Source organism: Spirillospora sp. NBC_01491 (genome assembly GCF_036227065.1).
Taxonomy (GTDB): Bacteria; Actinomycetota; Actinomycetes; order Streptosporangiales; family Streptosporangiaceae; genus Spirillospora; species Spirillospora xylanilytica.
In genome coordinates this window covers 3,501,258-3,524,916 of record NZ_CP109432.1, presented here as the reverse complement: position 1 = coordinate 3,524,916, position 23,659 = coordinate 3,501,258, and the positions used below count along the sequence as shown (strand labels likewise).

The window sequence follows — 23,659 nt, the reverse complement described above, 5'->3', positions numbered from 1 at the left end:
GGAGAGTTGAGATGAACGGGAAGACGACCTGGACCGTGATGGGCCTGGCCTTCGGGAGCGCCTGCGGGTTCGCCGGCGCGTTCGGCGGATTCGGCGCGTTCCTCATCGTGCTGGTCCTCGGCGTGCTGGGGTTCCTCGGCGGCCGGGTGATCGACGGCGAGCTCGACATGGGTGAGCTGTTCTCCTCGATCGGCGGCGGCAAGACCGGGAAGAGGCCGTCATGACCGCCGGCGACCGGGGCACCACGAAGATCGCCGACCGGGTGGTGCAGCGCATCGCGACCCGGGCGGCGGCGGAGCCGGGCGACGCCGGCGGTGTCAGCCGCACCGTCCTCGGGATGAGCGTGGGCCGCGGCCGTGCGCCGCGCGCGGACGTGTCGGTGCACGGCAAGATCGTCACCGCCCGGGTCGAGATGTCGGTGGCCTACCCGTCGCCCGTGCGGGAGGTCGCGCACCAGGTGCGCGAGCGCGTGCGCGAGCGGATCGAGGCGCTGACCGGCCTCACCGTGCGGCAGGTCGACGTCGACGTGTCCGTGCTGGAACGCGAGGCCAAGGTGGGGACGGCCCAGCGGCCCGTCGCGGGCGCGCGCACCAGGACCCCGGCGCTCAGCGGCGCCTCGTCCACGGGGGCGATGTCATGACCACCCACGCCGGACATCTGCGCAGGTCCTCGGCCCGCACCGCGCCGGCCAAGCCGGCCGCCGGGGGCCGTGCCGCCGACCGCGCCGCGCTCCGCGCGTTCCGTTCCCGCCGGGTCTGGCCGGCGCTGGTCGCGGCGGTGCTGCTCGTCGTGGCCGGGGCGCTGACCGCCATCGAGGTCATCTCCGCGCTCGTCGGCAGCCCGATGAAGCTGATCGACTACCCGCGCGTCACGCGCTGGGCCGCCGGCGGCGGCGGCGCCTGGAACGCCTGGGGGCCGCTGGCGATCGCCTCGGCCCTGGCGCTGCTCGGGCTGATCTTCCTGTTCGCCGGGCTGGTGCCCGGCCGCAGCCGGCTCGTCCCGCTCCGCGGCGACAGCCGCGACCTGGTCCTCGGCGTCACCCGGCGCGGCTTCACGGGCGCCGTCTCCGCCGCGGCCATGGAGACCGACGGGGTGACCGGCGTCCGCAAGGTCAAGCTGCGCCGGCACAAGGTCGTCGTCCGCGCCGAGACCGGGATGCGCTCGCCGGGCGACCTGGAGGAGCGGGTCCGCGAGGCCGTCGAGCGCAGCCTGGAGCGGCTCGGGCCGCTGCCCGACCGCGACGTCAAGGTACGGATCGCGCACCGGGAGGGCTGACCGATGGACCGACGAGCCGCGCGCCTCAACCGCATCGCCCTGACCGTGCTGGGACTCGTGCTGCTAGGCGCCGGGGGCGCCGCGCTGGCGCGGGCACTGGGCGCGTGGGGCGGCGGCCGGGCGTCCGAACCGCTGCTGACCGGCCAGGTGCGCCGGTTCGCGGCCGACCAGGGCTGGTTCTGGCCCCTCCTCGCCGCGATCGCGGTCGTCCTGACGCTGTTCGGGCTGTACTGGCTGGTCGCGCAGGGCCGTTCGCACCGGCTCCCGGGACTCAACCTGGCGCCCGACGACGCGGACGGCAAGACCCGGCTGTCGGCGGGCGCGATCACGAACGTGGTGCAGGACGAGATCGAGGAGTACCCGGGCGTGAACGGCGCGCGGGCCCGGCTGATGGGCACCGCCGACCGCCCGAGGCTGCGGCTGAACGTGTCCTACAGCCACCGGGCCGACCTGGCCGCGCTGCGGACCCGCATCGGCGAGGAGGCCGTGCCGAGGCTGTGCGCCGCGCTCGAACACGACTCGCTGCCGACGGTCGTGCGGCTGCGGCTGGTGCCCGCCAAGGAGAACAGGACGGTGGTCTGACGCTTGCGCCGGGCCGCGTGGACGTGCCAGCTTTCGGGGCATGAGATCTGAGATGTCGGCGAACGTGGCCGCCTTCGAGCAGACGATCCGGTCCACTCTCGCGCTCGCGGAGACCTTCGACGAGGCCGACTGGGCGCGTCCCACCGACTGCCCCGGCTGGAGCGTCCAGGACGTCGTCGCCCATCTGGCCAGCGTGGAGATCGGGATGCTCGGCGAGGACGCCGCCCCCGGCCACGTCCTGGCCGGGGACCCGGCGCACGTGCGCAACGCGCTCGGCCGCATCGTCGAGATCGGAGTCGACGCGCGCCGCGGCCGGACCGGGCCCGAGGTCCTCGCCGAGCTCCGCGAGGTGCTGGAGCGCCGGCTCGCCGTCCTCCCCGGCATCGACCCCGAGGAGCCCGCCCTCGCCCCGACCGGCAACACGGTGCCGTACGCCGAGCTGATGGTGTTCCGCACGTTCGACTGCTGGGTCCACGAGCAGGACGTCCGGCGCGCGGTCGGGCGTCCCGGCAACCTGGGCGCGCCGGGCGCCGAGCGGGCCCGGCGGATCATGACGCGCGGCCTGCCGATGGTCGTCGGCAAGCGCGCCGGCGCCGAGCCCGGCCAGACGGTGGCGTTCGAGGTCGGCGGCGACCTCCCGTTCACCCTGTACATCGAGGTGGACGGGGCGGGCAAGGCGGCCTTCGTCGACCACGTGGCCGCGCCGGACACCCTGCTGCGGATGGACTGGGAGACCTACATGCGCCTCGGCACCGGCCGCTGCGTGCCCGGCGACGTCGTGGTGGAGACCGCGGGCGACACCGCGCTGGCCGGCCGCATCCTGGCGAACATGGCGCTCACCCCCTGACGGGTTTTAGCGGACATTGGCGGCTTCCATCCGTGATAGTGCAGGTCAGCGGACTAGCCTCCATATTGAAGGCATCACGTCGAGAGGAATGGAGGCGATCGCTTGCCCGATATTCACGGACGTGCCGGCTCCGCTGCGGAGCCCTTCGAAGTACCGAGGTGATAGCCAGAACGACAGCGCGGGCCCCTTCCACTGAGCGGCCCGAACCCGGGGGCCGCGGCGGTGAGCGCCGTGGTCCTCGGGTCATGTCCGGCGTGCCGACGTGACGAAGGCCACTCGACCTCCTGGGTTGTGTTCTCCAACGCACAGGCGCAGACTCGAGGTCCAGTGAGTTGGAAAATCAAATGGAGGTGGCGGTCATGCGCGACGCGGTGATCGTGGAGGCGGTCCGGACCCCGGTCGGCAAGGGCAAACCCGGCGGGGCCCTGCACGGTGAGCACCCGGCCGACCTGCTCGCCCGGACGCTCCAGACCCTGGTCGAACGGGCCGGAATCGACCCTGCGCTCGTCGACGACGTGATCGGCGGCGTGGTCACCCAGGCAGGGGACCAGGCCCTCAACCTCACCCGGACGGCGGTGCTGGCCGCCGGGTTCCCCGAGAGCGTGCCCGCGATGACCGTCGACCGGCAGTGCGGCTCGTCGCAGCAGGCCGTGCACCTCGCCGCGCAGGGCGTGCAGAGCGGCGCGTACGACATCGCCATCGCCTGCGGCGTCGAGTCGATGTCGCGGGTTCCGATGGGATCGTCGGTGCTCCCGGGCAGCGACCCGTTCGGCCCGATGCTCGCCGCGCGCTACCCCGGCGGCCTGGTCGGGCAGGGCATCAGCGCCGAGCTGATCGCCGCCCGCTGGAACCTCGCCCGCGAGGACCTGGACGCCTACGCCGCCGAGTCGCACCGCCGCGCCGCCGAGGCGTGGAAGAACGGCGAGTTCGACCGCGAGGTCGCCTGGACGGGGCAGCCCGACGAGACCGTCCGGCCCGGGACCACGCCCGAGATCCTCGCCGGGCTCAGGCCCGCCTACTACGACGCCGGCATCGCGGAGCGGTTCCCCGAGATCGGCTGGCGGGTCACCGCGGGCAACAGCTCGCCGATCAACGACGGTGCCGCCGCCGTGCTGATCATGGGCGCGGACGTCGCCGGACGGCTCGGGCTGCGCCCCCGCGCCCGCTTCCACGCCTTCGCCGTCGCGGGCGCCGACCCGCTGCTGATGCTCACCGCGATCGTCCCCGCCACCGAGAAGGTCCTCGCGCGCGGCGGTCTCACGCTCGCCGACATCGATGTGTTCGAGGTCAACGAGGCGTTCGCGTCCGTCGTGCTGGCCTGGCAGCGGGAGACCGGCGCCGACCTCGCCAAGGTCAACGTCCGCGGCGGCGCGATCGCCGTCGGCCACCCCCTCGGCGGCAGCGGGGCCCGCATCATGACCACACTGCTGCACGCGATGGAGGACCGGGGCGCCCGGTTCGGCCTCCAGACCATGTGCGAGGGGGGCGGCCTCGCCAACGCCACCGTCATCGAGCGGCTGTGACGGGCGCCGCGCCCGGGACTTCCTAGGATGAGGGGCATGCCGAAGGACGCCGAACCCCGCGCCTGCTCCATCGCCGACACGCTCGACCTGGTCGGCGAGCGCTGGTCGCTGCTCGCGATCCGCGAGATCGTGCACGGGGTGCGGAGGTTCGACGGCATCGTCCGCAACACCGGCGCGTCCCGCGACATTCTCACCGCCCGCCTCCGCAAGCTGGAGGCGGGCGGGATCGTCCGCCGCGAGCTCTACAGCGAGCACCCGCCGCGCTTCGAGTACCACCTCACGCCCGCGGGCCGGGAGCTGAGCGATGTGCTCGTCACTCTGATGAGCTGGGGCGACCGGCACCTCAACCCCGACGATCCGCCGGTGCGCTGGCAGCACGCCTGCGGCGAGACCCTCGACCCCGCGGTCGTCTGCCGGCACTGCGGCCGGCCGGCCCGCGAGGGCGCGCACTCCCCGTCCGGACGCGGCGTCCTGCCATCCTGAGCGGCCCTCACTCCCCGGCGGCGCGCACCAGCCGGTCGCCGTCGGGCGTCCGGCTGTACAGCACCGACCGCCCCGACCGGTGCCGCACCAGCAGCCCCGCGTCCAGCAGGACTCTCAGATGGCCGCCCACCGTGCCGAGCCCGCAGCCGGTCAGCGCGACGAGTTGGCTCGTGCTCTTGGGCGTGTCCAGCCGGACCAGCACACCCGCCCGCGTCGGGCCGAGCAGCCGGCCCAGCGGACCCGGCACCGCGGCACCGTCCGGGCCCGCCAGCAGGCCCGTGCACGAGTAGACCAGCGCGTACCGGTCGGGGAGGTCCCAGCTCACCCAGCCGCGCCGCGAGGTGGTCGGCACGAACAGCAGGTCGGCGTCGCCGATCTCGCGGGTCGGCCGGTCCTGCGCGTTGATCCGCAGCCGCCCGTCGCCCAGCCAGCTCGTCTCCACCCGCAGCTCACCGATCACCGCGGCCCAGCCGTGCGAGCCGAGCCGGTGCGTGCGCGCGGCGATGTCGGCCTCGAAGACGCGGCGCCTCCTCGGCCAGTCCGGCTCGACGGTGCGGGTCCACACCCAGATGAGTAGCGCGGCGGCCCGCTCCGCCACGTCCGGGACGGCCAGCGGCGTGGGCGGCGGCGCGCCGAGCGCGGTGGCGAGGTCGGCCAGGGCCGCCTCGCCCGGCGTGCGGCGGACCCGGTCGATCTCCCGCTCGAATGACGGCGGGCCCTCCAGCGGCGGACGGCTCAGGAAGTCGGCGATCCACCGTGGCCGGAACGCCGCCTCGACGAACGCCGCGGCGAACGGGTCGCCGCCGAACCGGGCGCGGAACACCGGCCGGTGCTCGCGGGCCCACGCGGCCATACCGTCGCCGGCCTCCTTGCGCCCGCCCAGGACGGCGAGCGCCCCGACGGTCTCGGCCAGCGGCGACACCGCGAAGCGGCTCCGCGCGAGCACGTCCGGGCCGACCTGCCACAGCCCCATCTTTCGCCTCCGTCCGAAACAGTAGCGCCGGGCCCCGGCGAGGCCGCACAGTCTCCGCCGTGCGTACCTACCGCGACATCTTCGGGGTGCCCGAGTTCACCCCGCTCTTCGCTGCGGCGACGGTCCAGCTCGCCGCCCTGACCATCGGCCAGATCGCGCTCGCCACCCTGGTCTTCGGCGCCACCGGATCGTCGCTGCTGGCCGCGCTGAGCATGTTCGGCTCCTCGTTCGCCCAGGTGGTCGGCGCGCTGACGCTGCTCTCGGTGGCCGACCGGGTGCCGCCCCGCGCCGCGATGACCGGGCTCGCGCTGATCTTCGCCGGCGGCACCCTGCTGCTCGCGCTGCCCGGCCTGCCGGTGGCCGTGATCATGGCGGTCATCGCGGTGCTGGGCCTGGCCGGCTCGGTGGGCGGCGGCGTCCGCTGGGGCCTGCTGAACGAGATCCTCCCCGCGGACGGCTACGTCCTCGGGCGCTCGGTGTTCAACATGGCCGTCGGCCTCATGCAGATCGGCGGGTACGCGCTCGGCGGGGTGCTGCTCGCCGTCGCGTCCCCCGGCCGGGTCCTGCTGGTCTCCGCCGCCCTCTACCTGGCCGCCGCGCTCGCCGCCCGGTTCGGCCTCACCCCGCGTCCCGCCCGCGCGTCCGGCCGCGCCTCGATCGGCGAGACGTGGCGGGTCAACGCGCGGCTGTGGTCGGACCCGGTACGGCGCAACGCCTTCTTCGCGCTCTGGGTGCCGAACGGGCTGGTCGTCGGCTGCGAGGCCCTGTTCGTCCCGTACGCGCCGGGCTCGGCGAGCGTCCTGTTCACGGCGGGCGCGCTCGGCATGCTGCTCGGCGACATGACGATGGGCCGGTTCGTCCCGCCGGGGTCGCGCGGACGGCTCATCACCCCGTTGCGGATGCTGCTCGCCGCCCCCTACCTCGCCTTCGCGCTCCTGCCCCCGCTCCCCGTCGCGGTGCTCGCGGTGGCCCTCGCCTCGTTCGGCTTCGGCGCCGGGCTGCTGCTCCAGGAACGCCTCATCGCCGCCACCCCGCCGGAGATGCACGGCCAGGCGCTCGGCCTCAACAGCGCCGGCATGCTGACCATGCAGGCCATCGGTGCCACCGTCGCCGGCGCCCTGGCCGACCACCTTCCGGTGGCGGCCACCATCACCGCGATGGCCGTGGTCTCGCTGGCCGTCACCCTCGCCCTCACCCCGGGCCTCCGCACCCCCGTCCAAATCCTGGCCACCGGCAGCTGGGACGACACCGTGGGATGGCGCGGCCCCGGGCCTGAAAGCCGACGGGCGCGCTCCCGGCGGGCAACTTCTTGGCCTGCGCGCGAAGCTTCTCCACCAGGCGGGCCATGACCACCGTGACGGCTTTCGTGACATCAGGGTGAACGTACGGCGCCGTCAGCCGGAGGTGTCGTCAGGCCCTTGGACGGTCCGGCCACATGCCCCCACCTGTGGCAACACCCCTCGTTGGTACCTGGTGACACGAGCCATACCGCCCCCCATCACCTGCGCGCCGACGGCTACCCCCAGGCCGAGGAGGACGTCGTCCGGCTCTCGCCGTTCGGCGAGGGGGCCTGAGTGTCCGTCACGGCCCCGCATCCTCGCACAATGCAAGTCTCAGAAGGAGGTCCGGCCCACTTTTGCGTGAGAACGAGTTCTGAGAACCGATCCAGAGCAACAGGGTTCCGGCGCCCCTCTTTTGATCTAGCGTCTCGTGATTCCGTCAGCCTTACTTGATCTCGTGTGGTTCGATCTATCGGCATGGAGCTCTCTGTGGAACAGGCCGCCGAGCCGCGGGAGTCGGCGAAGTATCTGAAGCGGACCGAGAACATCTCGGTGTCCTGGCACTACATCGCGCGCATTTGGCGGGAGGAGAGCCTGAAGCCGCACCGGTCCGGCACCTTCAAGATTTCCAAAGACCCCGCGATCGCGGCGAAGGTGGCCGATGTGATCGGCCTGTATCTGGCCCCGCCGGGCGGCGCGGTGGTCCTCTCCATCGACGAGAAGACGCAGATCCAGGCACTGGACCGCACCCAGCCGGTGCTGCCGGTCGCCTTCGCGGCGAGCGAGAAACGCACCGCCGACTACGTCCGGCACGGCACCCCAAACCTGTTCGCCGTCCTGAACATGGCCACCGGCGAAGTGCTTGGCGAGTGCAAGTCGACCCGGAACGGCAAGGACTTCCTGGCCTTCCTCAAGAAGGCAGTGAAACCGCACGTTGGGAAGGAGACCCATGTCGTCCTGGACAACCTCTCGACACACACCACTCCGGAGGTCAAGGAGTGGCTGGTCAAGAACGCGCACGTCCACTTCCACTTCACTCCCATCGGCTCGTCGGGGCTGAACCAGATCGAGATCTGGTTCGGAATCCTCACCCGGCAGTCGATCCGCCGCGGCACGTCCTCCAGTGTCAACGTCCTGATCAAGCAGATCAGCGACTACATCAACCCCTGGAACGAGAACGCGAAACCGTTCACCTGGACCGCGACCACATTGGTTTAGCTCGATCAAATTCAGGAAAGCGAGGTGCGTCGATGGCCGTTCTCACCGAGTGCGAGACCCACCTGCTGGCGATGCATGGACAGCTGATGGAAAATCCGCACGTGCAGATTTTCTCTGCCAAGCCGGGTCAGATTATCGAAGAATATGGCGACGCCCGGGAGGTCTTTGAAAAGATCTCCATATGGCATGGAATCTCCCTGGATCGTTCTCTCCAGCGATGCTTCGTCCGATTTAATTGGTTCTCCAGTCATTGGCGGATCGAGCGCCCAGGGATCCGGTTGACAGGCGAGTTCACCATTCGCCATCTCCTCACATCCATGAACGTCAACGCGCCGGACATCGATTGGGGGGAAACCCCGCTTGAGCGGCAACTCTATTCCGAGCTCCGCGTCATCGATCACCGCCCCGGGAGCGGGACGGGAACATTTGCAGCGCTACGCATAAAACCCGATATGCCACTACCGGAGGTCTGGTTTCACGACTTCCGCATTGGGGCGTTCAAAATGGATATCGATTACTGCGATTACCTGGCCGCGCTGGCCATCACCAAGGGAACCTCCGGCTGGCACTACCTTTTCTGTGATGTTTCACTCGGTGACCGTGAATTCGGGCACATTGGCGGAAATCTCGAAGACATGCTTACCGTGTTCTCAGAACTGTTTCCTGAGTATGACTACGCACCCCTGAGGGAACGTCTGGGCGAACGGCTCCGCTAGTGTCTCGTGATTCCGTCAGCGGAATCACGAGACACTAGCTCCGGGAAAGGGTCGTTTGTGAGAAAATCGGGTTGCGATTCTCGCCCGGCAAAGTGTTAAACTGATCTGCTTTGCTCCGGTCGGAAGGAAAGCAGATGGACGTCCCCTCCTTGCACAGCCGGTTCCTTAGCGACGCACTTCCTCGGATCCGGCAGGATGCGCGCGTGGTCGGCGTGGCGATCACCGGGTCGATGGTGGGAGGCCGCCCCGATGTCTACTCGGACGTGGACCTGATCCTCGTCATCGATGACGCGGCGTACGACGCGGTCATGCGGGAGCGGCTCGTGCTGATCGGCTCCTGGGCCTCCCTGGTCGCCGGATTCACCGGGGAGCATGTCGGCGAGCCGCGTCTGATCATCACACTCGTCGGGCCGCCCCTCCTGCACGTCGACTTCAAGTTCGTCCGGGCCTCCGAGTTCGCCGAGCGGACCGAGGACCCGGAGATCCTGTGGGACCGGGACGGCCTCCTGTCCGGCGCCCTCGCCCAGCAGCCGCCGGTCACTCCGGCGTTCGACCTCCAGTGGATCGAGGACCGGTTTTGGATCTGGGTGCACTACGGCGCGACGAAGCTCGGCCGCGGGGAACTGTTCGAGACCATCAGCTTCCTCTCCTACCTGCGCGAGACCGTGCTCGGCCCCCTGGCCGCCCGCCGGGTGGGCGCGATCCCCCGCGGTGTACGCCACCTGGAGACCATCGCGCCCGAAGAGGCGCGCAACCTTCAGACAACGCTGTGCGGCTACGACCGCCACGAAGCCGGACGGGCGCTCCTCGCCACCGTCGATCTCTACCGCCGATGGTCCGATGCCGATGGAGCGATCGTTGAACGGTGCCACCACGCCGAGAAGCTCGCCATGCAGTACCTCCACGACGTCATCGATCAAGGCCGCTGACTGAAGCGGGCTGACACACAGCCGACTGAAGTACCTCGCCGTCCTTGTCGGCTCCGGTTTTCCATTCCGTCCCCATACGCATAATGGATGGCGCCCCCCTCCTCACCACTCATCCACCGCGTAGAAGACCTCGACCTGGTCGCCGCGACCGCGTAGCCGGAGACCGCCGTCACAGGCCGGGACTCGGTGCGACCGGAGGAAAAGTGGATTGATCGTCGCAGGTCACGGGCGGTACACGGCGTTCGCCCGACGAATGGGTTCCGGTCCGGGCACAGCGGGATAAGGCGGGTGCGGCACGCGCCGGCGCGCTCTGATAATCGCGGCGGCACCGTGAGGAAGAACGGCACAGTCGCTGGTCAGGAACCATTTCGTGCGGCCGGGCGGGCGCCGGGACGGTGGTCGGGTCCAGACATGACGTCTACCTCCCGATCACGCAGAGCTGCCTTGCCCCTGGTGACAGCTACCCGGGCAGGGCCGCTTCACCGTCGCCACAACCGCACGGTGTCGTCATTGCTGCCGGTGGCCAGGATTTTGCCGTTGGGGCTAAACGTCACCGACTCGACGGGGTCGTTGTGGCCGGTGAGGGGGCCAGACCGGACCCTCGCGACGCGATGACCGCGCCGGTCCCGGCGCAGGACCACGCACGACCAGGTCCTTGACCTGGGACCTCCCGCTACAGTAGCGCCGTCCTCTCCGCCTTTGAGGGCCCAGAACGCCCGATGTCCAGGGTGTGCCCCGCGGCGACGTCGCGGCGTTCAGAGGCTGCCGGAGTGTGTCACTCAACCATGCCTGCGTGTGCGGCGATGATCCGCCAACCATGCTCGTCGTCGTGGAGCCACGTACGGGTGTAACGCATCCTGGCCGTGAACGGCGTGCCGGAGACACTCCCTTCCACCGTGCCGAGAAACCAGGTGACACCAGTGCGTCCGTCGGTGAGAACCGTCAGGTCCTCCTCGACCAACCTTCTCACCACCTGTGTCCGGGTGCGGTGCAGTTCCAGATCGTTGGCCTTGGTCTGAACATTGGCACCGAAGGTGAAGATCAGCCGATCGTCCAGCAGTCGATCGAGCGCTTCGACGTCTCCGGCCAGCTGTGCGGCTTGGAGTCGACGCTCGGCGTTTCGCAAATCCTCCATGAGACCCACCCTCCCAGCCGGCGCCACCAGCCCACCAGAATGTTCACGTTCGGCTGATCATCGAGTTGCTGAAGACCGAGCTGAAGCGGAGCCCGGCAGCGCACAGGTGGGACGAAGACCAGCGGTGGACGCTGGCCCGGATCGCCACGCTGATCAACGAACTGTTCGCAGTTGGCTACACCCTGCGCGGGGTGTCGTACCTGATGCACCGGGTCGGGTGGTCGCCGCAGGTTCCCATCCACCGCGCGGCCGAACGCGACGAGGAGAAGATCGCCGCCTGGCGCGAGGAGACCTGGCCGCGTGTAAAAGCGCGGCGGCCGAGCAGGGCGCGTGGATCTGCTTCCAGGACGAGTCCGGCCAGAGCCTGAGGCCGCACAAGGGCCGGACCTGGGCGCCGGTCGGGCAGACCCCGATCGTGAAGGTGACCGGCAAGGGAAGCGGCCGGGTGTCGGTCGCCGGGCTGGTATGCGTCAAGCCTGGCCAGCGAACCAGGCTCATCTACCGGACGATCACCTTCCACGGCGGGCGCAAGGAGAAGAAGGGCTTCGGCGTCGCCGAGCTGCAGGCACTGCTGGCCGTCGCTCACCAGCAGCTGCCCGGCGGCAAGATCGTGCTCTGCTGGGACAACTTGAACGCCCACATCGGCCCGGCCGTGCGTGAATTCATCGATGACCACGACTGGCTGACGGTGTTCTTTCATCCTCAGTAGCTCACCGCAGTGGCCGATCCGGCCGGTCCAGCCACGCCGTCTCGCCCTCCGGGCCCGTGGTGAGGCCGAAGCGTTCCTGACCGGGCCGCCCGTGGCCGATCCACCACCGGTGAGCTGCCTCGACCTCGTCCCACAACCGGCGTTCGCCGCCCTGGTACACCTCCGCCTCGGGATCGCCGTCGAAGAACACCGCCGCCCAAGACCGGTCGCGCAGCGCGTACAACCACGCGGTGATCGTCCCGTTGGCGGCCTCGTTCACGGTGTGCACCACGCCGGGAACCAGGATTCCCACCGCAAACCCGCCCAGCTCCTCGGGGCCGAGCGTGCTGGTCGACTTGACGGTCCCCACCGGCCAGGCTCCTCCCGGGGGAACGTAGTCGGTGTGCTCCAACCACTCCTGACGTTCCGGGCGCGACTGCATGAACTCGGCCACGCGGGTGAAGCGCCCGGACGCGGTGCCGTCCGCCCCCACCGTCAGACGGACCACGGCGCCGCGATGGGCGAACCGGGTCCGCCACGGCGCGACGATCACCCCGCCGGGCCGCGTCTGGACGATCCAGGCGGGCGGGACGCGCAGCACCCCGTAGGTGCATTGGACCCGGTCATAGGGGGCCGCGTCCGCCCACCCGTCGGCACCGTCGCCGGTGACGACCGGCGCGTCCACGCCGGCGGCCCGGAGCCGCGCCCGCGCCGCCCCGGCGACCTCCGGATCGAGTTCGACGCCGACCACGCCGCGCCCCCCGGCGCACGCCGTGAGCAACGCGGTCGTCCACCCGGTGCCGGCGCCGACATCGAGCACACGCTGACCGGGACGCACGTCGAGATCGGTGAGCATCCCCGCCACCAGTGACGGTTCGGACGACGAGGAGGTCGCCGTCCGCCCCGGAGCGGGACCGGCGTGCCGCCCGTCGTCCCACTGGGTCACGATCGGGGTGTCCGCGTCCGCCCAGGCCCTCCACCGCACGGGATCGTCGACCCTGTCGACGACCGGGTAGCGGCCGGTGTCCGGGTCCAGCGGCCAGATCAGATCAGGGAGGAACAGGTGCCGAGGCGCCATTTCCGGCATGGCCTCTCGATCAGGTGCTCTCACACCGCAAAGTTTATGCGGGGGAGTCAGGGTTTGAGGCGGGCCCATATCCATTTTCCGCCGTCCGGGTCGGGGCTGTGTCCGCATTCGGTGGCGATGGCGGCGATGATCGGCAGGCCCCGTCCGCCGTTGTCGTCCCAGTTCTCTTCGGTCAGGTCCAGGGTGTCGAGCGTCAGTTCGACGACCGGTAGGGGCTCGGGCTTGTGCGGGCTGGGGTCCCATACGGCGATGAGGACGCCGGCGACGTCCCGGCTGATCTGGAAGCGGATCTCTCTGTGCGGTGCCACGGCCGCCGCGTTCGTGATCAATTCCGAGATGACCAGAGACGCATCGTCCGAAATGTGCATGTAGCCCCAATTGTAGAGATGGGCTTTCGCCAGGGTGCGTGCCAGACCCGGTGCCGCCCTCGACGCCAGCATGGATATGAGCAGGCAGTCAGGCATTGTCGTCATCGCCGTGCCCTCCTTGGGGTGTTTCTCGATTCCTCGCCCAAGAATCCAGCTCAGTGGCTAATCTTGCGCGTATATGTGAGAACCGGAAACACGGGAGGTGTCATGATCCGCAAACGAGACCCGCTCGATCCCAAGATCTCGATCTGGCACTTTCTGGCCTACGCTCTACGTTTTGAGCGCGAGCATCATGATCAATCACTGGCTCAGTGTGGACAGATCATCAATGCCGCTCGCTCGACTGTTTCGAACATGGAGGCAGGGCGGCTCAAGCTGCATGAAGATCAGGCCAGGCTTCTGGATGCGAAGTACAACACTCCCCGACTGTTTGAGCTTCTGATCTGGTTTGCCCAAACCGGTCATGATCCCGACTGGTTTCGGCAATACACGCAATATGAGGCAAATGCGCGCGTCATCAGAATCTATCAAGGGCAAGTGATTCCGGTGCCGTTGCAGATCGAGGAGTACGCGCGCTCCTTCATCTCGCTCGGTGATGCCGAAGACATCGAAGCGGCTGTCGCAGCTCGTATGACACGTCAGAAGGGCTTGCTGAGCAGGAGCAGGGGGCCCCTCCTGATCATTCTTCTGGATGAGGACGCGCTCCATCGCATGATCGGCGGCCCGGTGGTCATGAAGAATCAGTTTCAGAGGCTGCTTGATCTGGAGAACGAACCGAACGTCATCCTTCGCGTGATCCCCAGAGACGCAGGAGTCCACATCGGCCTGAACGGGCCGTTCCAGGTCATGAGCCTGGAACGAAGGGATATTGCCTACATTGGTGCGTTCCACGGTGGACGCCTGGTAGAGGTGACTTCCGAAGTCCAGGAGTTGAGCATGGACTTCGAACGGATCGGAGCGAAGGCGTTGGACGAGGTCGCCTCTCGGGCTCTGATCGCGAAGCTGATGGAGGAGTACACATGATCACTGCATGGCGCAAGAGCTCCCACAGCGGCAGTACGACCGACGAGGCGTGTGTTGAGTTGGCTGGACTGGTCGAAGGTGTTGGGGTTCGGGATTCCAAGGACCCGGATGGTGGGCGGCTCGCGGTGTCGGGTGCTGGGTTCGCCGGGTTGGTGGGGCGGATCAAGCGTGGGGTGCTCGACCTGCCCTGACGGTCGATGATCGCTGGTCTTGGGGTGGGCGTCCTTGGGCGTCCGCCTCAAGACCGGTCCGGGAGGCGCCTTTGTTTGAACTTATAGGCGCGAATGCCGCATCTGAGGACGAGTCGCGCACCCTGATCGAGCGGTACCAGGAGAGGTACACATGACTGAGAAGTGGCGCAAGAGCTCCTACAGCGGGGGCGCCAACGACGCGACGTGTGTTGAGGTGGCTGGACTGGTCGGTGGTGTTGGGGTTCGGGACTCCAAGGACCCGGACGGTGCACGGCTCGCGGTGTCGGGTGCTGGGTTCGCCGGGTTGGTGGGGCGGATCAAGCGTGGGGTGCTCGACCTGCCCTGACGGTCGATGACCGCCGGTCTTGAGGTGGACGTCCTCGGACGTCCACCTCAAGACCGGTTCGGGAGGCGCCGCTTGAGGTCGTCAGCACTCGATGACGTTGACGGCGAGGCCGCCGCGGCTGGTCTCCTTGTACTTGTCGAGCATGTCGCGGCCGGTGTCGCGCATCGTCTTGATCGCCTTGTCGAGCGAGACGAAGTGCCGGCCGTCGCCGCGCAGCGAGATCCGGGCCGCGCTGATCGCCTTGATGGCGCCGACGGCGTTCCGCTCGATGCAGGGGACCTGGACGAGGCCGCCGACGGGGTCGCAGGTGAGGCCGAGGTTGTGCTCGATGCCGATCTCGGCGGCGTTCTCCACCTGCTCGGGGGTGCCGCCGAGCACCTCGGTGAGGCCGGCGGCGGCCATCGAGCAGGCCGAACCGACCTCGCCCTGGCAGCCGACCTCGGCGCCGGAGATGCTCGCGTTCTGCTTGAACAGCACGCCGATCGCGGCGGCGGTGAGCAGGAAGCGGACGACGCCCTCGTCGTCGCAGCCGGGAACGAACCGGTCGTAGTAGTGCAGGACGGCGGGGATGATCCCGGCGGCGCCGTTGGTCGGGGCGGTGACGATCCGGCCCCCCGCCGCGTTCTCCTCGTTGACGGCGAGGGCGAACAGGGTCACCCAGTCCATCGCGGCCAGCGGGTCGGTCGGCTCCTCGGAGTTGAGCTGGCGGTGCAGTTGGGGCGCGCGGCGGCGCACCTTGAGGCCGCCGGGGAGCAGCCCCTCGCTCGAGCAGCCGCGGCTGACGCAGGCCCGCATGACCCCCCAGAGCTCGACCAGGCCGGCGCGGATCTCCTGCTCGGTGCGGCCGAAGGCGCGCTCGTTCTCCAGCATCAGCGCGGAGATCGACAGGCCGGTCTCGTGGCAGCGCTCCAGCAGCTCGGCGGCGGTGTCGAAACGGTGCGGCAGGACGGTGTCGTCGGGCTTGATCCGGTCGGCCCCGGTGGCGTTCTCGTCCAGGATGAAGCCGCCGCCGACCGAGTAGTAGACCTTGCTGCGCAGCTCCTCGCCGTCCGCGCCGGCGGCGGTGAAGCGCATCCCGTTCGGGTGGCCGGGCAGCGACACCTTGCGCTCGAAGACCAGGTGCTCGCCGACGACGAAGGGGATGTCGTGATCGCCGAAGAGGGAGATGGCCCCCCGTTCGCGGATCGCGGCCATCCGCCCGGCGACGGTGTCGACGTCGACGGTCTCGGGCTTGTCGCCCTCCAGCCCGAGGATGACGGCCTTGTCGCTGCCGTGGCCCTTGCCGGTCAGCCCGAGCGAGCCGTACAGCACCGCCTGGACGGAGGCCGTCTTCTCCAGCAGGCCGTCACGGTGCAGGCCGCGCGCGAAACGGTGCGCGGCGGCCATCGGCCCGCCGGTGTGCGAGGAGGAGGGGCCGATACCGATCTTGAAAAGGTCGAAAACGCTGATCGCCATGGGCTACCTCGATGCCTCCTCCGCGCGCGGTGCGCACGGAGGAGGCGGGTGAGAACTACAGGGTGGGGTACAGGGGGTGCGCGTCCGCCAGGGCGGCGACCCGCGCGGCCAGCGCGTCCCGGTCGAAGGACGGCTGGAGGGCCAGCGCGATCACGTCGGCGACCTCGGTGAAGTCGGCGGCGGTGAAGCCGCGGGTGGCGAGCGCGGGCGTGCCGATCCGCAGGCCGGAGGTGACCATCGGCGGACGCGGGTCGTTCGGCACCGCGTTGCGGTTGACGGTGATGCCGAGGTCGTGCAGCCGGTCCTCGGCGTCGCGGCCGGTCAGCTCCGAGTCGACCAGGTCGACCAGGACCAGGTGGACGTCGGTGCCGCCGGTGAGGACCTTCACGCCGGCCTTGGCCGCGTCCTCGGCCAGCAGCCGGTCGGCGAGGATCCGGGCGCCCTCGACGGTGACCTGCTGGCGGGCCTTGAACTCGTCCGAGGCGGCGATCTTGAGCGCCACCGCCTTGGCCGCGATCACGTGCTCCAGCGGGCCGCCCTGGAGGCCGGGGAAGACCGCCGAGTTGATCTTCTTGCCGTACTCCTCGCGGGCCAGGATCAGCCCGCCGCGCGGACCGCCGAGGGTCTTGTGCGTGGTGGTGGTGACGATGTCGGCGTGCGGGACGGGCGAGGGGTGCAGGCCCGCGGCGACCAGCCCGGCGAAGTGCGCCATGTCGACCATGAGCAGCGCGCCGACCGAGTCGGCGATCTCGCGGAACGCGGCGAAGTCGAGCTGCCGCGGGTAGGCCGACCAGCCCGCCACGATCATCTTCGGCCGGTGCTCGGCGGCCAGCGCGGCCACCTCGTCCATGTCGACCAGGCCGTCCTCGGCACGCACGTGGTAGGGCACCACGTTCAGCGTCTTGCCCGAGTAGTTGAGCCGCATGCCGTGCGTCAGGTGCCCGCCGTGCGCGAGGTCGAGCCCGAGGATCGTGTCGCCGTGCTGGAGCAGCGCGAAGTAGACCGCGGTGTTGGCCTGCGCGCCCGAGTGCGGCTGAACGTTGGCGTGCTCGGCGCCGAACAGGTCCTTGGCCCGGTCGATCGCGAGCTGCTCGGTGACGTCGACGAACTCGCAGCCGCCGTAGTAGCGCCGGCCGGGGTAGCCCTCGGCGTACTTGTTGGTCAGCACCGAGCCCTGCGCCTCCAGCACCGAGACCGGCGCGAAGTTCTCGGAGGCGATCATCTCCAGGGTGCTCTGCTGCCGGTTCAGCTCGGCGGCGACGGCGGCGGCGACCTCGGGGTCGGCGGTGGCCAGGGAGTCGTACAGGCTCATGGTCAGGCCCCCTCGATCAGCTTGTCGTAGGCGGTGCTGTCGAGCAGGTCGCCCGGCTCCTCGGTGATCCGCACCTTGAACAGCCAGCCCTCGCCGTACGGGTCGTCGTTGATCACCTTGGGCTCGTCCACCACCGCGGCGTTGATCGCGGTGATCTCGCCGCTGACCGGGGAGTACACGTCGCTGACCGACTTGGTCGACTCCACCTCGCCACACGGCTCGCCGGCCTCGACGGCGTCGCCCTCGCCGGGCTGAAGCTCGAGGAAGACGATCTCGCCCAGGGCGTCGGCGGCGTGCGCGGTGATGCCGACCGTGACGATGCCGTCATCGCCGCCGAGACCGGCCACCCACTCGTGCTCTTCGCTGTAACGCAGCTGCTCGGGAACGCTCACGATCGTTTCTCTCTCCAGGTCTCAGGAACGCTTGTAGAACGGCAGGGCGACCAGGTCGACGGGTTCCCGCCGGCCGCGGACGTCCACGGCGAGGCCGGTCTCCGGGGCACCGCTGTCGAGGTAGGCCATGGCGATCGGCGTGCCCAGTGTGGGCGACGGAGCGCCGCTGGTCACGATCCCGCACGGCGTGCCGTCGGACGTGACGACCCGGTACCCCTGGCGGGGCGCCCGGCGTCCGCGGGCGACCAGCCCCACGAGCCTACGGCCTGCCGGGGTCGCCGCCTGCGCCGCCAGCGCCGTCCGCCCCACGAAGTCGGCCGGCTTGTCGAGCTTGACGACCCGGCCGAGGCCCGCCTCGAAGGGGTTGGTCTCGGCGTTCAGCTCGTTGCCGTACAGCGGCATGCCGGCCTCCAGCCGGAGCGTGTCGCGCGCCGACAGCCCGGCGGGGACGACCCCGTCGGCGGCGGCGAGCTCGCGCCACAGCGCGACGGCGTCGCCGGACGACACGAACAGCTCGAAGCCGTCCTCGCCGGTGTAGCCGGTGCGGGCGATCAGCGCGTCGACGCCCGCGACCGTGCCGGCCAGGATCGCGTAGTACTTGAGGTCGGCGAGCGGCGCGTCCGTGCGGGCCGCCAGGATGCCCTCCGCGGCCGGGCCCTGGAGGGCGATCAGCGCGTACTCGTCGGACCGGTCGTCGACCCGCGTCTCGAACCCGGCCGACCGCTCGGCCAGCGCGGCGCGGACCACCGCGATGTTGGACGCGTTCGCCACCACCATGAAGGTCTGGTCGGCGAGCCGGTACACGATCAGGTCGTCCAGCACCCCGCCGTCATGCGCGACGATCATGGTGTAGCGGGCCTTGCCCACCGCCATCGGGGTCAGGTTCCCGACCAGCGCGTGGTCGAGCGCGGCCGACGACTGCGGCCCTGTGAGCAGGATCTCGCCCATGTGGGAGAGGTCGAACAGCCCGGCCCCGGTGCGGACGGCGCGGTGCTCGGCGGTCTCGCTCGCGTACCGCAGCGGCATCAGGTGGCCGGCGAAGTCGACGAGGTGCGCGCCGAGCTCCTGGTGGACGTCGTACAGCGGCGTCTTCTTCGGGGATGGTTCGGCGGACATGCGGGGTCGGCTCCTTCGTCGCGGGCGCGCGTGATCACTATCGTCCCACCCGCGCACCGGGCGTTGTCGGGCCTCCCCCTCTGTCATCGGCGCCTGAGAGCTTCACCCCGCGGGGTTTGCACCTTCGGCGGGGGACCGGGTCCCCGCTTTCCAGAGGTCGCCTGCTCCGTGCGGTCCGTGGGCCTGAGAGGTTCCGGGGAGGATTTGCTCCTTCGGCGTCCCCGCGCTGGCGGCCGGGGACTCTCCCGCACGGGATCGTCGGCTGCCAGCCAGGCTAGCAGCGCCCACGACCGGGTACCAGCCGCCGCTGCCAGCGGGAACGTGCGGCGGCGGCGGCCGGGCCGGGTCAGTTCCCGGGCGCGGAGGGCGGGCTGGACATCGTCCGCACGCACGTCCGCAGGGCCTCCTGCACCTTCTTGATCTCCTCCGGCGTCGGCCGCCGGGTCTGCCCGGGAGTGGGCAGGCCGGCGCCCTGCCTGCGGACGCAGTCGTTGAACTGGACGGCCGGGGCCTGGCGCGGGTCGCCGGAGGCCGAGGGCTGCGGCGGCGCCGCGGCGCCGGTCCCGGCACCGGCGCCGCCACCGGACGGGGTGGTGGCCGGAGGCGGCGACACGAGGGAGAGCGCCGCGGAGGTGGAGGGCTGCGGCACGGCCTTCCCCCCGTCGCCGTCCCCGTCGCCGCCGCCGCAGCCGGTCAGGGCCAGGGCCAGGGCCGGGACCAGTGCCAGCAGTGCCAGGTGCCTTCTGCTCAGGGGGAACTTCACAGGGTGCTGTCCTCTCAGGGCGGGGTCACCGGGGCGTCGGCCGACCGGGCGGGTCGGCCGGGCCCGCGCGGATACACGGGCCGAAGCGTCATGATCCGGGCGCGGGACCCGCCCCGATACTGCCGAGAATGAGTACTGTCCGGCGATTTTTTGGCATCGGCGGGCACAGGGCGCGGACCGGGGCACCGGCACTTGTGGTGGCGTGCGGGGGTTCAGCATAATTTCGGGCCACTGCCCGGATCCGCATGGAACCAGGTGTCGGACCGACCTGAGTGCCCTGGGGGTGGGGATGCGGCTCTTCGCGGCGATCGTCCTGGTGGCCGGACTGCTGACCGCGGGCTGCGGATCAGCGGGCGGCGACTCGATCCTCGACAAGGACACCCTCGTCGTGGGGGTCCGGACCGACCTGCCCTCGCTCGGCTACAAGCGCCCGGACGGGAAACTGGAGGGGTTCGACATCGACGTCGCGCACTACATCGCGGCCAAGCTCGAACGCCGTATCCGGTTCCTGCCCGTGACGGCGGACGAGCGGATCTCGGTCCTGACGAAGGAGACGGGGAAGACGAAGAAGAAGAAGGCCGACCTGGTCCTGGGGACCCTGTCGGTCACCCCGGAACGCAAGGACAAGATCGCGTTCGCGGGCCCGTACTACAACTCCTACCAGGACATCATGGTCCAGCCGGGCGACACCGGCGTCACCAAGGTGCGCGACCTGAAGGGCCGCAAGTTCTGCTCCCTCCAGGGGGTCGACCCGACGGCGCGGCTGCTCGCCCTCAAGGGGATGACCGTCCAACTGGTCCGGGCCGAGAACTACGACCAGTGCATGGAGAAGTTCCGCGCCGGGGACGTCGCCGCGATCAGCACCAACGACGTGATCCTGGCGGGCCTGATCAAGCGCGAGTCCGGGCGCAAGCCCCGGCTGGTCAACGTCAAGATCAGCGAGCAGAACACCGGGATCGGGATCCGGCAGGGCGACCTGGACGGCTGCGAGGCGCTCAACAGGGCGATCACGCAGATGTACCAGGACAAGACCGCGTCCAAGCTGGCGACCAAGTGGTTCGGCGGCACCGGGCTGGACACTTCGATCATCGAGGTGCCGCAGTTCGAGGGATGCGACTAGCCTCCCGGTGGGCGCCGGGGCCGGTTCGCACGCGGTCGCGCACAGGGCGTATGACGTACGCTGAGTTGGTTGTTGGAGATCACCCCCCGGCATGCGGGGTGCATGACCGGAGGGGCTGAACGCATGGGCTGGCTCGCTGGGGTCCTGATCCTGTTCTTCGGCCTGCTGGCGTCCATCGCGCTGCACGAGCTCGGACACTTCTCGTTCGCCAAGCTCTTCGGCGTGCGGACCACGCAGTTCATGGTCGGCTTCGGGCCGACCCTGTGGTCGAGGCACAAGGGCGAGACCGAGTACGGCGTGAAGTGGATCCCGCTCGGCGGCTACATCCGGATGATCGGGATGCTGCCGCCGCGCAAGGGCGACGCCCCCGGCCAGGTGCGGCAGATCAGCACCGGCCCGTGGCAGGGGCTGATCGAGTCGGCCCGCGGCGCGGCGCTGGAGGAGGTCCGGCCCGGCGACGAGAACCGCGTCTTCTACGCCAAGACGTGGTGGCAGAAGCTGCTGATCATGTTCGGCGGCCCGGCGATGAACCTGCTGCTCGCGGTGCTCTTCTTCGCGGTCCTGCTGATGGGCATCGGCACCCAGCAGCCCCAGCCGGTGATCAAAGAGGTGTCGGCCTGCATGGTCCGCGCCGACCAGGCCACCGCGGCCGACACGTGCCCGGCGGGCGCCCCGCCGACCCCGGCCGCGCAGGTCAAGCTGCTGCCCGGCGACGAGATCACCCGCTTCGACGGCAAGCGCATCGACTCCTACTCCGAGCTCCAGGGCATGATCCGCGACTCCGGCGGGCGCACCGTGCCGCTGACGATCGAGCGCGGCGGCAAGACGCTCGCGCTCAGCGTGCCGATCACCCGCAACCAGATGTACGACCTGAAGAAGACCGACAAGGTGGTCAACGTCGGCTTCCTCGGCATCACGCCGATCCAGCGGCTCGAACGGCAGGGGCCGGGCGCCGTCGCGTCCACCATGGGCGACCTGACCAAGCACACCGCGGGCGCGCTGGTCCGGATGCCGCAGAAGATGGTCGGGATCTGGAACGCGGCGTTCGGCGACGCCGAGCGCGACCCCAACGGCCCGGTCGGCGTGGTCGGCGTCAGCCGCATCGGCGGCGACGTGGCCGCCTCCGACAAGCTCTCCTCCACCGAGAAGATCTCCTACTTCGTGATGCTGCTCGGCTCGCTCAACCTGGCGGTCGCGCTGTTCAACCTCGTCCCGCTGCTGCCGCTCGACGGCGGGCACATGGCCGGCGCCCTGCTGGAGGGCCTCAAGAAGTTCTTCGCCCGCCTCTTCGGCCGCCCCGACCCGGGCTACGTCGACGTGGCCAAGGCGCTGCCGGTCACCTACGTGATGGCCGCCGTGCTGGTCGTCATGGGCGGCCTGCTCATCTACGCCGACCTGGTCAACCCCATCCGCTTCAACGGCTAGTTCTATGCAATCCCGGCCCGGCGTCCTCGCCTGGCGGCTCGGACGCCGACCTGGCTTGGGCGAGCGCGACATCGCTTCGCGATCTGGCCGGTGAGGCTCGCCTTCGGCTTCGCCTCACCGGCCAGGTAACACGCTCGCGCGACAGCTGAGGCACTTTGGGACAGGCCCCAGCTAGCTCGTGTTCTAAAAGCCCGGCCCGCCCGAGCCTCACCCCGCCCCCGCCACACCGGAGGCGGGGGCGGGACCGTTCAGCGGGCGGTGGGCATCTCGCCGGTTTTGAGGAACCCGCGCAGCGTCTCCAGGTAGGGGGCGACGTCGAGGCCCTGCTCGGCGAGCCAGGCGTCCGACCCGTAGGTGCCCGCGTACCGCTCGCCGCCGTCGCAGATCAGCGTGACCACGCTGCCGCGCTCGCCGCGCACCCGCATCTCGGAGATCAGCTCGGCCGCGCCCCACATGTTGGTGCCGGTCGAGCCGCCGACGCTGCGCCCGCTGACCTCGCTCGTCCACCGCATCGCCGCGACCGACGCCGCGTCGGGCACCCGGACCATCCGGTCGATCACGGTGGGCAGGAACGACGGCTCGACCCGGGGCCGTCCGATGCCCTCGATGCGCGACCCGGCGGCGGTGCGGTCCGGATCGCCGTCGGCGAACGACCCGAAGAACGCCGACCCCTCCGGGTCGACCACCGCGAGCCGGGTCTGGAACCGGCGGTACCGCACGTAGCGGCCGATCGTCGCCGAGGTGCCGCCGGTGCCGGCGCCGACGACCACCCAGGCCGGCTCGGGGAAGCGCTCCAGCCGGAGCTGCTCGAAGATCGACTCGGCGATGTTGTTGTTGCCGCGCCAGTCGGTGGCCCGCTCAGCGTAGGTGAACTGGTCCATGAAGTGCCCGCCGCACTCGCGAGCCAGCCGGCGCGACTCGTCGTAGATCGTGGACGGGTCGTCGACCAGGTACGACCGGCCGCCGTGGAACTCGATCAGCCCGATCTTCTCCGGGCTGGTCGAGGCCGGCATCACCGCCACGAACGGCAGCCCGAGCAGCCGCGCGAAGTACGCCTCCGACACCGCGGTCGACCCGCTGGACGCCTCGATGATCGTGGTGCCCTCGCGGATCCAGCCGTTGGCCAGCCCGTACAGGAACAGCGACCGCGCCAGCCGGTGCTTGAGCGACCCGGTCGGGTGCACCGACTCGTCCTTGAGGTAGAGGTCGATGCCCCACTCGGGCGGCAGCGGGAACACGTGCAGATGCGTGTCGGCGCTGCGGTTGGCGTCGGCCTCGACCTTGCGGATGGCCTCGGAGATCCACGCCCGGCATCCCGGGTCGCAGCGGTCCACCATCCGGCTCATGCCCGCGTCCCCATCGTTCATTCCCGTCCCATCCCGGCCACCCGGCCGTGCTGCGTCGTCATGCGC

29 protein-coding genes and 2 riboswitches are annotated in these 23,659 nt (G+C 70.1%); of the genes, 18 read left to right on the top strand and 11 right to left on the bottom strand.

The window, feature by feature from the left end; all coding sequences use genetic code 11:
• Window positions 1–11: 11 nt before the first annotated feature.
• The 7 genes from OHA34_RS16315 to OHA34_RS16285 all read left to right on the top strand — a co-directional run bounded on the left by OHA34_RS16315 (window position 12) and on the right by OHA34_RS16285 (window position 4,710).
• A complete protein-coding gene (locus OHA34_RS16315; RefSeq protein ID WP_285942038.1) occupies window positions 12–224 on the top strand; it encodes a hypothetical protein in 213 nt (70 codons plus the stop codon).
• The gene (locus OHA34_RS16310) at window positions 221–640 is read left to right on the top strand and encodes an Asp23/Gls24 family envelope stress response protein (RefSeq protein ID WP_285942037.1); all 420 of its coding nucleotides are present in this window, start codon (window positions 221–223) and stop codon (window positions 638–640) included. Before OHA34_RS16315 ends, OHA34_RS16310 begins: the two co-directional genes overlap by 4 nt.
• A complete protein-coding gene (locus tag OHA34_RS16305) occupies window positions 637–1,275 on the top strand; it encodes a DUF6286 domain-containing protein (RefSeq protein ID WP_285942036.1) in 639 nt (212 codons plus the stop codon). Before OHA34_RS16310 ends, OHA34_RS16305 begins: the two co-directional genes overlap by 4 nt.
• A gap of 3 nt (window positions 1,276–1,278) precedes the next feature.
• Window positions 1,279–1,857 carry an alkaline shock response membrane anchor protein AmaP gene (gene amaP / locus OHA34_RS16300; RefSeq protein WP_329522115.1) on the top strand — a complete coding sequence of 193 codons (579 nt, stop codon included), beginning with the start codon at window positions 1,279–1,281 and terminating at the stop codon, window positions 1,855–1,857.
• 40 nt (window positions 1,858–1,897) lie between these two features.
• Window positions 1,898–2,704: a maleylpyruvate isomerase family mycothiol-dependent enzyme gene (locus OHA34_RS16295; protein ID WP_329522114.1), complete on the top strand. Its 807-nt coding sequence runs from the start codon at window positions 1,898–1,900 to the stop codon at window positions 2,702–2,704.
• 359 nt (window positions 2,705–3,063) lie between these two features.
• Complete coding sequence (locus OHA34_RS16290; RefSeq protein ID WP_329522113.1) at window positions 3,064–4,227, top strand: thiolase family protein; 1,164 nt, start codon at window positions 3,064–3,066, stop codon at window positions 4,225–4,227.
• Between the two features lie 36 nt (window positions 4,228–4,263).
• The gene (locus tag OHA34_RS16285) at window positions 4,264–4,710 is read left to right on the top strand and encodes a winged helix-turn-helix transcriptional regulator (protein WP_285942032.1); all 447 of its coding nucleotides are present in this window, start codon (window positions 4,264–4,266) and stop codon (window positions 4,708–4,710) included.
• A gap of 7 nt (window positions 4,711–4,717) precedes the next feature.
• On the opposite strand, the gene OHA34_RS16280 is transcribed toward OHA34_RS16285, so the two are convergent.
• On the bottom strand, window positions 4,718–5,683 hold the full coding sequence (locus tag OHA34_RS16280; RefSeq protein WP_285942031.1) for an ArsR/SmtB family transcription factor: 966 nt from the start codon (window positions 5,681–5,683) through the stop codon (window positions 4,718–4,720).
• A gap of 59 nt (window positions 5,684–5,742) precedes the next feature.
• Between OHA34_RS16280 and OHA34_RS16275 the strand changes: the two genes are divergently transcribed.
• The 4 genes from OHA34_RS16275 (at window position 5,743) to OHA34_RS16260 (ending at window position 9,826) form a co-directional block, all read left to right on the top strand.
• Window positions 5,743–7,032, top strand: coding sequence for an MFS transporter (locus OHA34_RS16275; protein WP_285942030.1), 1,290 nt, complete (start codon window positions 5,743–5,745; stop codon window positions 7,030–7,032).
• Between the two features lie 420 nt (window positions 7,033–7,452).
• On the top strand, window positions 7,453–8,181 hold the full coding sequence (locus OHA34_RS16270; RefSeq protein ID WP_285942029.1) for an IS630 family transposase: 729 nt from the start codon (window positions 7,453–7,455) through the stop codon (window positions 8,179–8,181).
• A 32-nt stretch (window positions 8,182–8,213) separates the two neighbouring features.
• Window positions 8,214–8,897 (top strand): hypothetical protein, encoded by a 684-nt coding sequence (locus tag OHA34_RS16265; RefSeq protein ID WP_329522112.1) that lies wholly within the window; start codon window positions 8,214–8,216, stop codon window positions 8,895–8,897.
• Window positions 8,898–9,100: 203 nt separating this feature from the next.
• Window positions 9,101–9,826, top strand: a complete 726-nt coding sequence (locus OHA34_RS16260) for a hypothetical protein (protein ID WP_285942027.1) — start codon at window positions 9,101–9,103, stop codon at window positions 9,824–9,826.
• A 479-nt stretch (window positions 9,827–10,305) separates the two neighbouring features.
• Here OHA34_RS16260 and OHA34_RS38515 read toward each other — a convergent pair whose 3' ends face one another.
• Complete coding sequence (locus tag OHA34_RS38515; RefSeq protein ID WP_432763078.1) at window positions 10,306–10,467, bottom strand: WD40 repeat domain-containing protein; 162 nt, start codon at window positions 10,465–10,467, stop codon at window positions 10,306–10,308.
• A 134-nt stretch (window positions 10,468–10,601) separates the two neighbouring features.
• Window positions 10,602–10,961 (bottom strand): nuclear transport factor 2 family protein, encoded by a 360-nt coding sequence (locus OHA34_RS16255; RefSeq protein WP_285942026.1) that lies wholly within the window; start codon window positions 10,959–10,961, stop codon window positions 10,602–10,604.
• A gap of 65 nt (window positions 10,962–11,026) precedes the next feature.
• Here OHA34_RS16255 and OHA34_RS16250 point away from each other — a divergent pair, with 65 nt between their 5' ends.
• Both OHA34_RS16250 and OHA34_RS16245 read left to right on the top strand, forming a co-directional pair.
• Window positions 11,027–11,329: a helix-turn-helix domain-containing protein gene (locus OHA34_RS16250; protein WP_285942025.1), complete on the top strand. Its 303-nt coding sequence runs from the start codon at window positions 11,027–11,029 to the stop codon at window positions 11,327–11,329.
• On the top strand, window positions 11,239–11,670 hold the full coding sequence (locus OHA34_RS16245; RefSeq protein WP_285942791.1) for a transposase: 432 nt from the start codon (window positions 11,239–11,241) through the stop codon (window positions 11,668–11,670). The genes OHA34_RS16250 and OHA34_RS16245 overlap by 91 nt, the downstream gene beginning before the upstream one ends.
• A gap of 1 nt (window position 11,671) precedes the next feature.
• On the opposite strand, the gene OHA34_RS16240 is transcribed toward OHA34_RS16245, so the two are convergent.
• A complete protein-coding gene (locus OHA34_RS16240; protein ID WP_285942024.1) occupies window positions 11,672–12,727 on the bottom strand; it encodes a methyltransferase domain-containing protein in 1,056 nt (351 codons plus the stop codon).
• A gap of 56 nt (window positions 12,728–12,783) precedes the next feature.
• Entirely contained in the window at window positions 12,784–13,209 is a 426-nt protein-coding gene (locus OHA34_RS16235; protein ID WP_285942023.1) for an ATP-binding protein, read from the bottom strand.
• A 102-nt stretch (window positions 13,210–13,311) separates the two neighbouring features.
• On the opposite strand from OHA34_RS16235, the gene OHA34_RS16230 reads away from it, so the two are divergent.
• The 3 genes from OHA34_RS16230 to OHA34_RS16220 all read left to right on the top strand — a co-directional run bounded on the left by OHA34_RS16230 (window position 13,312) and on the right by OHA34_RS16220 (window position 14,664).
• Entirely contained in the window at window positions 13,312–14,127 is an 816-nt protein-coding gene (locus OHA34_RS16230; protein WP_285942022.1) for a DUF5753 domain-containing protein, read from the top strand.
• A complete protein-coding gene (locus OHA34_RS16225) occupies window positions 14,124–14,318 on the top strand; it encodes a DUF397 domain-containing protein (RefSeq protein ID WP_285942021.1) in 195 nt (64 codons plus the stop codon). The genes OHA34_RS16230 and OHA34_RS16225 overlap by 4 nt, the downstream gene beginning before the upstream one ends.
• A 151-nt stretch (window positions 14,319–14,469) precedes the next feature.
• Window positions 14,470–14,664, top strand: coding sequence for a DUF397 domain-containing protein (locus OHA34_RS16220; RefSeq protein ID WP_329522111.1), 195 nt, complete (start codon window positions 14,470–14,472; stop codon window positions 14,662–14,664).
• Between the two features lie 81 nt (window positions 14,665–14,745).
• Here OHA34_RS16220 and OHA34_RS16215 read toward each other — a convergent pair whose 3' ends face one another.
• The 5 genes from OHA34_RS16215 to OHA34_RS16195 form a co-directional block, all read right to left on the bottom strand.
• Window positions 14,746–16,119, bottom strand: coding sequence for an L-serine ammonia-lyase (locus OHA34_RS16215; RefSeq protein WP_285942019.1), 1,374 nt, complete (start codon window positions 16,117–16,119; stop codon window positions 14,746–14,748).
• Window positions 16,120–16,174: 55 nt separating this feature from the next.
• The gene (gene glyA / locus OHA34_RS16210) at window positions 16,175–17,431 is read right to left on the bottom strand and encodes a serine hydroxymethyltransferase (RefSeq protein ID WP_285942018.1); all 1,257 of its coding nucleotides are present in this window, start codon (window positions 17,429–17,431) and stop codon (window positions 16,175–16,177) included.
• 2 nt (window positions 17,432–17,433) lie between these two features.
• Window positions 17,434–17,823, bottom strand: coding sequence for a glycine cleavage system protein GcvH (gene gcvH, locus OHA34_RS16205; RefSeq protein WP_285942017.1), 390 nt, complete (start codon window positions 17,821–17,823; stop codon window positions 17,434–17,436).
• A gap of 21 nt (window positions 17,824–17,844) precedes the next feature.
• Complete coding sequence (gene gcvT, locus OHA34_RS16200; RefSeq protein ID WP_285942016.1) at window positions 17,845–18,939, bottom strand: glycine cleavage system aminomethyltransferase GcvT; 1,095 nt, start codon at window positions 18,937–18,939, stop codon at window positions 17,845–17,847.
• Between the two features lie 77 nt (window positions 18,940–19,016).
• A riboswitch (glycine riboswitch) is annotated at window positions 19,017–19,096 on the bottom strand.
• 4 nt (window positions 19,097–19,100) lie between these two features.
• Window positions 19,101–19,197, bottom strand: a riboswitch (glycine riboswitch).
• An 88-nt stretch (window positions 19,198–19,285) separates the two neighbouring features.
• Complete coding sequence (locus OHA34_RS16195; RefSeq protein ID WP_329522110.1) at window positions 19,286–19,702, bottom strand: hypothetical protein; 417 nt, start codon at window positions 19,700–19,702, stop codon at window positions 19,286–19,288.
• A 289-nt stretch (window positions 19,703–19,991) separates the two neighbouring features.
• Here OHA34_RS16195 and OHA34_RS16190 point away from each other — a divergent pair, with 289 nt between their 5' ends.
• Both OHA34_RS16190 and OHA34_RS16185 read left to right on the top strand, forming a co-directional pair.
• Window positions 19,992–20,822, top strand: coding sequence for a transporter substrate-binding domain-containing protein (locus tag OHA34_RS16190; RefSeq protein ID WP_329522109.1), 831 nt, complete (start codon window positions 19,992–19,994; stop codon window positions 20,820–20,822).
• 123 nt (window positions 20,823–20,945) lie between these two features.
• On the top strand, window positions 20,946–22,247 hold the full coding sequence (locus OHA34_RS16185; RefSeq protein WP_285942013.1) for a M50 family metallopeptidase: 1,302 nt from the start codon (window positions 20,946–20,948) through the stop codon (window positions 22,245–22,247).
• Window positions 22,248–22,495: 248 nt separating this feature from the next.
• On the opposite strand, the gene OHA34_RS16180 is transcribed toward OHA34_RS16185, so the two are convergent.
• Window positions 22,496–23,614: a PLP-dependent cysteine synthase family protein gene (locus OHA34_RS16180; protein ID WP_432763077.1), complete on the bottom strand. Its 1,119-nt coding sequence runs from the start codon at window positions 23,612–23,614 to the stop codon at window positions 22,496–22,498.
• Window positions 23,615–23,659 lie beyond the last annotated feature (45 nt).

Bases quoted from the DNA above. Each gene is read 5' to 3' on its own strand.
- OHA34_RS16315 (WP_285942038.1), top strand. From the start codon at position 12: ATGAACGGGAAGACGACCTGGACCGTGATGGGCCTGGCCTTCGGGAGC.
- OHA34_RS16310 (WP_285942037.1), top strand. From the start codon at position 221: ATGACCGCCGGCGACCGGGGCACCACGAAGATCGCCGACCGGGTGGTG.
- OHA34_RS16305 (WP_285942036.1), top strand. From the start codon at position 637: ATGACCACCCACGCCGGACATCTGCGCAGGTCCTCGGCCCGCACCGCG.
- amaP (WP_329522115.1), top strand. From the start codon at position 1,279: ATGGACCGACGAGCCGCGCGCCTCAACCGCATCGCCCTGACCGTGCTG.
- OHA34_RS16295 (WP_329522114.1), top strand. From the start codon at position 1,898: ATGAGATCTGAGATGTCGGCGAACGTGGCCGCCTTCGAGCAGACGATC.
- OHA34_RS16290 (WP_329522113.1), top strand. From the start codon at position 3,064: ATGCGCGACGCGGTGATCGTGGAGGCGGTCCGGACCCCGGTCGGCAAG.
- OHA34_RS16285 (WP_285942032.1), top strand. From the start codon at position 4,264: ATGCCGAAGGACGCCGAACCCCGCGCCTGCTCCATCGCCGACACGCTC.
- OHA34_RS16280 (WP_285942031.1), bottom strand. From the start codon at position 5,683: ATGGGGCTGTGGCAGGTCGGCCCGGACGTGCTCGCGCGGAGCCGCTTC.
- OHA34_RS16265 (WP_329522112.1), top strand. From the start codon at position 8,214: ATGGCCGTTCTCACCGAGTGCGAGACCCACCTGCTGGCGATGCATGGA.
- OHA34_RS16255 (WP_285942026.1), bottom strand. From the start codon at position 10,961: ATGGAGGATTTGCGAAACGCCGAGCGTCGACTCCAAGCCGCACAGCTG.
- OHA34_RS16240 (WP_285942024.1), bottom strand. From the start codon at position 12,727: ATGGCGCCTCGGCACCTGTTCCTCCCTGATCTGATCTGGCCGCTGGAC.
- OHA34_RS16235 (WP_285942023.1), bottom strand. From the start codon at position 13,209: ATGACGACAATGCCTGACTGCCTGCTCATATCCATGCTGGCGTCGAGG.
- OHA34_RS16230 (WP_285942022.1), top strand. From the start codon at position 13,312: ATGATCCGCAAACGAGACCCGCTCGATCCCAAGATCTCGATCTGGCAC.
- OHA34_RS16225 (WP_285942021.1), top strand. From the start codon at position 14,124: ATGATCACTGCATGGCGCAAGAGCTCCCACAGCGGCAGTACGACCGAC.
- OHA34_RS16220 (WP_329522111.1), top strand. From the start codon at position 14,470: ATGACTGAGAAGTGGCGCAAGAGCTCCTACAGCGGGGGCGCCAACGAC.
- OHA34_RS16215 (WP_285942019.1), bottom strand. From the start codon at position 16,119: ATGGCGATCAGCGTTTTCGACCTTTTCAAGATCGGTATCGGCCCCTCC.
- glyA (WP_285942018.1), bottom strand. From the start codon at position 17,431: ATGAGCCTGTACGACTCCCTGGCCACCGCCGACCCCGAGGTCGCCGCC.
- gcvT (WP_285942016.1), bottom strand. From the start codon at position 18,939: ATGTCCGCCGAACCATCCCCGAAGAAGACGCCGCTGTACGACGTCCAC.
- OHA34_RS16190 (WP_329522109.1), top strand. From the start codon at position 19,992: ATGCGGCTCTTCGCGGCGATCGTCCTGGTGGCCGGACTGCTGACCGCG.
- OHA34_RS16185 (WP_285942013.1), top strand. From the start codon at position 20,946: ATGGGCTGGCTCGCTGGGGTCCTGATCCTGTTCTTCGGCCTGCTGGCG.
- OHA34_RS16180 (WP_432763077.1), bottom strand. From the start codon at position 23,614: ATGAACGATGGGGACGCGGGCATGAGCCGGATGGTGGACCGCTGCGAC.